This window comes from Calditrichota bacterium (assembly GCA_013152715.1).
Lineage (GTDB): Bacteria > Zhuqueibacterota > Zhuqueibacteria > Thermofontimicrobiales > Thermofontimicrobiaceae > 4484-87.
This window is the reverse complement of sequence record JAADFU010000070.1, coordinates 1-7611: the sequence shown is the minus strand read 5'-3', so window position 1 is coordinate 7611 and position 7611 is coordinate 1. Positions and strand designations below refer to the sequence as shown.

General features: G+C 46.2%; 4 protein-coding genes. 1 reads left to right on the top strand and 3 read right to left on the bottom strand.

Annotated features, from left to right (window positions below; all coding sequences use genetic code 11):
- Positions 1 to 282: 282 nt before the first annotated feature.
- From GXO74_05555 to GXO74_05545, 3 genes are all read right to left on the bottom strand, one after another.
- Positions 283 to 1377 (bottom strand): hypothetical protein, encoded by a 1095-nt coding sequence (locus tag GXO74_05555; GenBank protein ID NOZ61127.1) that lies wholly within the window; start codon positions 1375 to 1377, stop codon positions 283 to 285.
- Positions 1378 to 1481: 104 nt separating this feature from the next.
- Positions 1482 to 5051 carry a T9SS type A sorting domain-containing protein gene (locus tag GXO74_05550; GenBank protein ID NOZ61126.1) on the bottom strand — a complete coding sequence of 1190 codons (3570 nt, stop codon included), beginning with the start codon at positions 5049 to 5051 and terminating at the stop codon, positions 1482 to 1484.
- Between the two features lie 33 nt (positions 5052 to 5084).
- Positions 5085 to 6425, bottom strand: coding sequence for a hypothetical protein (locus GXO74_05545; protein NOZ61125.1), 1341 nt, complete (start codon positions 6423 to 6425; stop codon positions 5085 to 5087).
- 387 nt (positions 6426 to 6812) lie between these two features.
- Here GXO74_05545 and GXO74_05540 point away from each other — a divergent pair.
- Positions 6813 to 7611: phosphotransferase (locus GXO74_05540; GenBank protein ID NOZ61124.1), on the top strand; the 799-nt coding region annotated here is incomplete at its 3' end.

The following is a 7611-nucleotide window of genomic DNA, read 5'->3' as shown; positions in this document are numbered from 1 at the left end:
ACCCCGGAAGCGCAGGAGGCGCTGATTGAAGTGCTGGAAAAGTAGGGAATGCAAATTTGCATTCCCTACATATAGACATTTAAAAAAAACAATAACACAAAATAACGCCTAAAATCTATCAATGAACGTGATTATTAGACACCTTGTTTATTGTAGCGTGAATTTGAAGCTGCTATCCTGAGGACATTTTTTGGGGGCGTTTTTTTCTAGCACGATGAATCGTGGTGTTTTTACAAATCTACCCCCCTTTCAAAGGTTCCGAACCTTTGAAAGGGGGGGAAATCAAAACACATAAATAATCCCGGCGCTGGCTTCCAGTCCGTGAAAGGACTGCACGCCCTGAATGTCGCCGAAGAAGTATTTGAAGGTTAGCGGCACTGTCATTTTGTCGTTGATTTTCCACGCCGGGGAGATGCCAAATCCGCCCAGATCAACCGGCTTGTACTGTGATGTGGCGTAAAATGATCTACCTTCACCTAAAAATTTGATCGAAAATTTGGGATTGACGAAATAGTTAAAATAGCCGATGCCTTCCAGTTCGTCGGGCGTGGTGCGCTCCGGCTCGGCTTGGAAAATGCCGCCGATGTAGTAGCTGTTTTTGCCGCGGCTGCGGTAGCGGCCGATCAGGCGCAGTTCGTGCATGCCGATGAAAGTGTGCACTTGCCAGCTTGCCGTGAATTTGTCGCCGGAATTGAAAACTTTGAGATTGCCAATCTTGTCTTCGCCGTACTTGGTGTAAATGAAATCTAACGCAAAAGAGGTCAAACGGCTCAATTTGATGTCAAAGCCGAGCGTCGCCAGAATTTCATCGCCGGGGTTGTACGGATCAGGCATATTTTTCAGCGGATTGAAGCCACCCTTGAGCTGGTACGTGGCGCCGAGGCCCAGGACGAATTTGTCGCCTAACGGAGCGGCCCAGCTAAATCCGGGCGACAAGTTAAATCCCTGTCCCAAATTGGGCACGCGGAAATTTAAGTAGGTGTAACTGATCAGAGCGCTGGTTTGAAATTCTGCCGTTGTAAGTTCTTTTTTCCCGCTGGGGATGTTCATTCCCAGCGTGAGCACCAGGTTCATATTTTCCAGATGATAGCTTGCCTGCAATTGCGTATCTGTGAGACCGCTCAATTGATTGACGTCGCCGCCGACAGTTGCCTGATTGCTGCGCAGGGAGAGACTGAGCTGCCGATTGACGGGAAAATAAACGGACAGCGGTAATGTCGTTTCGGAAACAGTGTAATTGCTCTCAAAACTCCAGGACTGAAAAACCGGAGCGATTTGCAAAAATCCTTTTTGGCTGATTACGTAATTGTCGTTTCCGGCGCCGTAAAGCGAGCCGAAGAGCGCTGAAATTATGAGAAAAAAGGCGATCTTTTTCATGATGAATCCTTTATGTTTCCAATTCTAAAATTTACTTTTTTCCTTTTGTGTCGCAGGTGTAGTCCACCTCGAAGGTGGACTACACCTTGTCTATAATTAGCGAATCAAAAGAAATTTTCTCGCGGCAATTTTCTCGCGGCAACAAATTTCTCCGCTTCAAGGCGATAAAAATAAACGCCGGTGGAAACCGGACGGCGCTGATTGTCCGTGGCGTCCCAGGTAATTTTGTGATTTCCTGTAGGTTGAACTTCATCGACGAGAGTGCGGATTTTTCTGCCCAAAATATTGTAAATTTCCAATTTCACGCGCGACCGTTTGGCTAATTGGTAGTTAATCGTCGTTGCGCCGTTGAACGGATTGGGATAATTTTGACGCAGTGCGTAATCTACCGGTCGGAGCGGAATGTCGTTGCTGTGAGCAGAGGCGTATTCTTCGTTGCCGATAATAAGTTTGAAATTACGAGTCAATGTATTTTTTGGTAGATTTATTGAAAATTTTCCGTCGGAAATGTCAAGGGCACACTGATCATGTTCATCGAAAATGTAAACGTGAAATCCTTCGGGTAAATTGCCGTTTTGCTCAATAGAAAAATCGACTGGGAAGTTGATCCATTCTGAAAGTTCCAGCCGCAATTGCCACTGCTGCCCGTGTTGGGGCACGGATTTGAAATTTGAAGTGAATTTTTTCCCTTTTTCCAGCGCGTAAAGCTGCAAATACTCGCCGATGGGCGGCGCCTCTGCCAGATCAAATTCATCGGTTTCATCTTTTGCCAGTTCGCTGATGCCGATGAAATTCTCCGTGTCCAACAGCTTCGTGTTTCGCATCTGCGCTTTGAGTCGGACGGAAAATCCTTTCTCGCTCGCTGCCTGCCAGTGAGATTTTGTTTTCGGCAGCGTGGTTTGTGCGTGAATGGGGGGAATAGAGATTTGCAACTCCTGACCGCTGGAATTGTAGACAAAGTAGCCTTCCCATGGCTGGAGAATTTTTTGGTTGTACAGATACTGCGCTCCGTCGTAATAAACCGGCGGTTCAACGTACTGAATGTTTTGTACGGAATCAGACGGTACAGGAAACGGAAACGGATTTCCGATTTGGTTCCAGCCTGGCTTTAGAGTGTAAGAATAAGGCTCATTCACATTGTTGGACCAGGCGCTGTCAACGTCGAACATTTTCCCGTCGCGGGTGATGAGCCAGAATGCATTGCCGAGGGAAAAATCGTCTTGCAGGTAAGGATATTCCAAATACAGTCCCGAATCTCCGAGAGAAACCCAGCGCAAGAGACGCCAACTTTTCGCGTCTGGTTCGCCGTAATCATCCGTCAGCACGCTTCCGATTTCCGGATTGTCGAGAACGAGCGGCAAGGAAACCATGCGATAGGTGAGCGGCGAAAGCGTCAGTTTTGCTGTCTGACTTGTGACACGGACCCGCAAAGAGATCGGGTTTGTTTGTGGATTCTCCGGTGGGTAAGTGACCGTTGTATTTGTATTTCCGTCAAAAAGATAGATGTAATATTCCAATCCTTGATAGGAAATAGAATCCGCGGGAATTACAAATGAAAAAGCGGTATCGCTCGGCGTTGCCGATTCGATGAAGCGCCACTCGGTTTCTCCCGGGATACGATAATAGAGCCGAACGATCGTTGCTTGAAAATTTGGGTCTTTGTTCACTGACAGAGTAAGATCTTTGCCGGTTTCAGGCTCTTGCGGCACATCCACTACTATTTCGGGCGTTGTTGTCGAAGTTGACAGGGCAGAGCGGAATACGCCGTTAACCGTGGCGAGAAATAAATAATCGTCGTTGTCCAGTCCCAATTTCCAGGCAGTTGTATTGCCAGATAAACCGGAATTCACTTGCGTCCAGGTTTGCCCCAAATCTGTTGAGCGATAAACTCCGTCATACAGATTGGCAGCATAAATATGCCCGGCAGAGTTGACAACGATTGAGGTAAACGCAGTGCCGGGAAGCCCGTTATTGATTGATTGCCACGAAACGCCATTGTTCGTCGAACGGTAAAGTCCGCCATAATAACGATTATCTGAACTGTCGTAAAGAACACTCACGATAATTCCGCCGGAAGAATCGTGGGCAAAAGTGAACGCAGATTCCAACGGAAGTCCGGTGCTGGCGCTTGTCCAGGAATTTCCCTGATCAGTGGAGCGAAATACAGATAAAGAATCAACGCCAACAAATAGTGTTCCCGTCGGAAGTGCGAAAATTTGATTGATGTCAACGGTGCTGAAGGCATCTGTGTTCATCGCCACCCAGGTTTGCTCGTTTGTAGTGGTTCGGTAAAGATTGTTGTGCGAGCTGAGAAGATATGCTGTACCGCTATTGTCCCAGGTGATGTAACTCGCACTGTAAATATTTTCGGGCGTGAGACGCAGCCAACTCGTGCCCAGGTCTGTGGATTTATAAACACCAGAATCAGCTAATGCGTAAATTGCATTGTTGTGAGTCACCACGCCGTGGTTCCAGTCGAGCGCCGGGTAGCTGGTGGCTACTTTTTGCCAGTTTTCGCCTCTGTCGGATGATTTGTATAGCGGTAAACCGCTGGCGCTGAAGAAAATATCTCCGTTTGATGCCGCGGCAAAGGAATTCGTCAGAAAGTGGGTCAAACCTTGCGTGATTTCTGTCCACGTCTGTCCGTTGTCACTGGAGCGGTAAATGGAGTTCGTTGTCGCCACAAAGATAGCGTCATTACTATCAACTCTGAAGAGGCCAGAATATAAATTATTTTTCGAAAAGATGATTTCCGGAGTCGTGCTAAATTGCGGAAGTCGCATCAAGCGATATTCGTAGGTGCCGCTATTGTAAATTGTCAGATCGAATAGTAAATCGCCGCTGCTGTTAGGCAAGATTTGTCGTATTGTTCCGCCGCTTGTGTCCTGATAAATCGTTTCCCACGTTTCGCCGTTATTACGGGAGCGAAAGATTTGATTCTCCCAGGTAGCGACGAAAATATGGTTTGAGTCATTGAGCGCAATTGTGCTGGCGCCGTAGCCCGGAAAATTTCCGCTGATGTCTGTCCAATTGTCGCCATTGTCCGTGGAGAGCAAGATTTTGTCATAACTGCTTGCCACGATCCAGCCGTTGGTATTTGCGCCGATGGCTGAAAGAGAATAAGCCTGGCTGTCCGGGATTATTGTCGTCCAGGTGTCGCCATTGTCCGTGGTGCGACGCAGCGGATATTCATGAAAATCGACAGGCTTATACAGAAAAAACAATGAATTTGCTGCTCCGTTAATCATGCCCTGCCCAATACTCGAGCCATTTAATGTGTCGATTGGTTGCCACGTCGCGCCGTCGTTTTGCGATTTGTAAATTATCAAAGAGTCTTTATCTGATTTAGAGTTTTTCCACAGAGATAAAATTGAGCCATCAGAAGAAACGCCAAAAGTTTGCAAGTGAATATCGGAGAGTTGCTCAACGGGAATGTTTATTTTTGTCCAGAGATCGCCGGCGTTTGTCGACATGCTCAGGGTATTGTTGAAATCTGTATAGGCGTATAGCTTAGTTCCCGGACCGATTACAAAATTCTGGGCTCCCCCGCCATAAATTGGCAACTGCTGCCAAAAATCCTGCGCGCTTGACGGCGCGGCGCTTAATAGCAAAATTGTTAGCGGCAGCAAGAAAAATTTTATTTTGAAATTATTCTGGATGAATCTGATAGTCATTTTATTCAGCCTCTTCAAAATTAATATTTAAAATTATGGATTAATTCCCGTCCGACGCGGCGGATCAGGCGGCAATGGCAGATCGCCCAGAATCGGAACGCCGGCTTCTACGGCTTCCTGAGCTGACTTTCGCGAATCCTGCCCCGGAATAAAAATTGTTCCTATGCTCGCGGAGAGATTGTTCAATCGACTATTAATAAGATCGGTTTTTGACAATTCAACCCTATAACCGACAGCCGCTGTCGAGGGAGCAAGTTGTTTCTTTACAGGCGAAAGACCTTTTGCTGCGACTTGAAGCATTTTTGCTTTTGACTGTTTCTGTTTCGCTTTTCCGAAGCCGGGGTCCAGCCGAATTGCTTTCTGGAAAAATTGCGCGGCTTTTCCGAAATTGCCGGCATCTTCCATCTCCAGGCCCTGAGAGTAGGCTAAAAATGCCTGAAAGTTTTTCGTCGGAATCTGTTGAATTTTTGCTTTCTCTTCGGGAGTGACCAAAATGCCTATGTCATCGAGCAGGCTGAAAACAAGGTCCTTTTCAATGCGGAAAATATTATTCAGCGCATCTTTTTGCACTGTTGGCGGAGGAAATTTATTTTTAAGAACGTCCCAGAAAGCGGCGTTGAATTGCACTTTCTTTCTTGACAGAATATCAAAGCTGCCAGCCACGATTTTTCCGGCGCCGAGCAATTTCCCCAACCGCGGCGCAGAATCTTCTTTGACCATGCCGCTCTGTCCCAGCCCGATTTCATCCATCAACGCCTGTAATCGCACTCTTTCGACGGGATGCAGACCTTTGACCTGGCTGATATCGGTAATCATCATTTCGCTGATGCCTTTGCCGAGTGCGGCATATTTTTTATCTCTGCCAAAATATGAAAATGGAAAGATGGCAATTGCCACCGGAGAAATTCGGCTGGCACTCAATTGGCTTTCCTGCGCCAACAGCTTTTTCATTTGCTGGCGAATCAATTCCCGACTGACCCATTGGTAGCGCGATTCTAATTGGTAGCGGTAACCTGAAACCTTTGACAAGGCGCGATATTTTTTGTAAACTTTCAGTGCGATCCCGAGCTGATTTTGCGCCTCCAAAGTCATGCCGAGAAAATAGAGCGTCTTGCCGTCGTTGGGGTTAAATTTGTAGGCTTTGGTGAGAAATTTTCGCGCCAGCGGATATTTTTTGAGCTCAAAAGTGATGATGCCGATTTCCCGGTACGCTTCCGCATCGCGGGGATTCGCTTTTACACGCTGGATGTAAGTACGCAAATCACTTTTGTATTGTGCCATAGTTCGCCGTGACGAACCGGTCGTCGCGCACCCGAGCCACATCATCGCGAGAATGATCAGGGCGATTGCGTGAAAATAATAGTTGCGAGACAAGATATTCTCCTTTATTAAAGATTAAAATTTCCACTTTTGTGCCGTGTTCCGGCAATGCACCGGCGGTGCAAACTGTTGGGAAAAACCGATAAGATTTTTGTCACCTTTCATTAAATTAGTTTTTTGGCAAAAGTTGTGCCTGAAATACCATGTTTGGCTGTTTGTTAGCTAAATTTAAGAAAATAAAATAAATAGAAAACGCTCTTTTTACTTAATCATAGCGGCACAATCCGCAAATTGTAATTGCCTCGTTCGCAAATGAGACATTTTTTGTAAAAAGAGAAAGGCAAAATTGTCAATCAGATTTTTTGTCCATTTCCTATTCGGCTGTTGATTTTCGATTGAAATATTTGTAAATTCGGGGGCAGAAACTCCAAGGAGGCGTTTGTGAATTTGATCGAAACAAGACCGCGGTTCAACTCCGATGAAGTTGAAAAAATTGTAGAAGAATTTTTCGGGCTGCATTGTCGGGCAAAGCCTTTGACCAGCTATTTTGATCAAAATTTTCACATCAAATGTGCGCAGGGAAGTGAGTTTGTGCTAAAAATTTCCAATGGCGCAGAAAAACGAGCGGCACTTGCGGCGCAGCTTGAAATGCCGTCCCTACTGGCTGAAAAAATGCCTGGGTACCAATTTCCGACAACAATTTCCACGAAGCAAAACGAAAATATTTTCTGCGTAAAAAATGACCGTGGAGAGAAATATTACGCGCGGTTGGTGCAATTTATTTCAGGAAAATTTTTGTCGCAAATTGCCGATCACTCAGAAAATCTGCTTTTCAATTTCGGAAAGTTTTTGGGACAAATGGATCGCGAATTGACAGATTTTGATCGCGCGGGTCTGCACCGGGAGCTGGATTGGGATTTGAAAAATGCGCTCGATTCGCGTCACCGTCTGGCGTACATTCCCGATCCGGGAAAAAGAAGATTGGTCGAATATTTTTTGCTCCAATTTGAAATCCACGTTTCCCCTGAACTTTCACGATTGAGACGCAGCGCCATCCACAACGATGCCAATGATTTTAATGTACTGGTTGACGAAATTCAGCCGGAGAAAATCAAAGGCCTCATCGATTTCGGCGACGTTGTTTTTTCCAATACAATTTTTGAGCTTGCCATTGCCTGCACTTATTCCATGTTTCGCAAATCCGAGCCGCTGCAAGCTGCGATGCAGGTGATTCAGGGCT

Excerpts from the sequence above, each read along its gene's own strand:
- GXO74_05555 (NOZ61127.1), bottom strand. The coding sequence starts at position 1,377 with ATGAAAAAGATCGCCTTTTTTCTCATAATTTCAGCGCTCTTCGGCTCG.
- GXO74_05550 (NOZ61126.1), bottom strand. The coding sequence starts at position 5,051 with ATGACTATCAGATTCATCCAGAATAATTTCAAAATAAAATTTTTCTTG.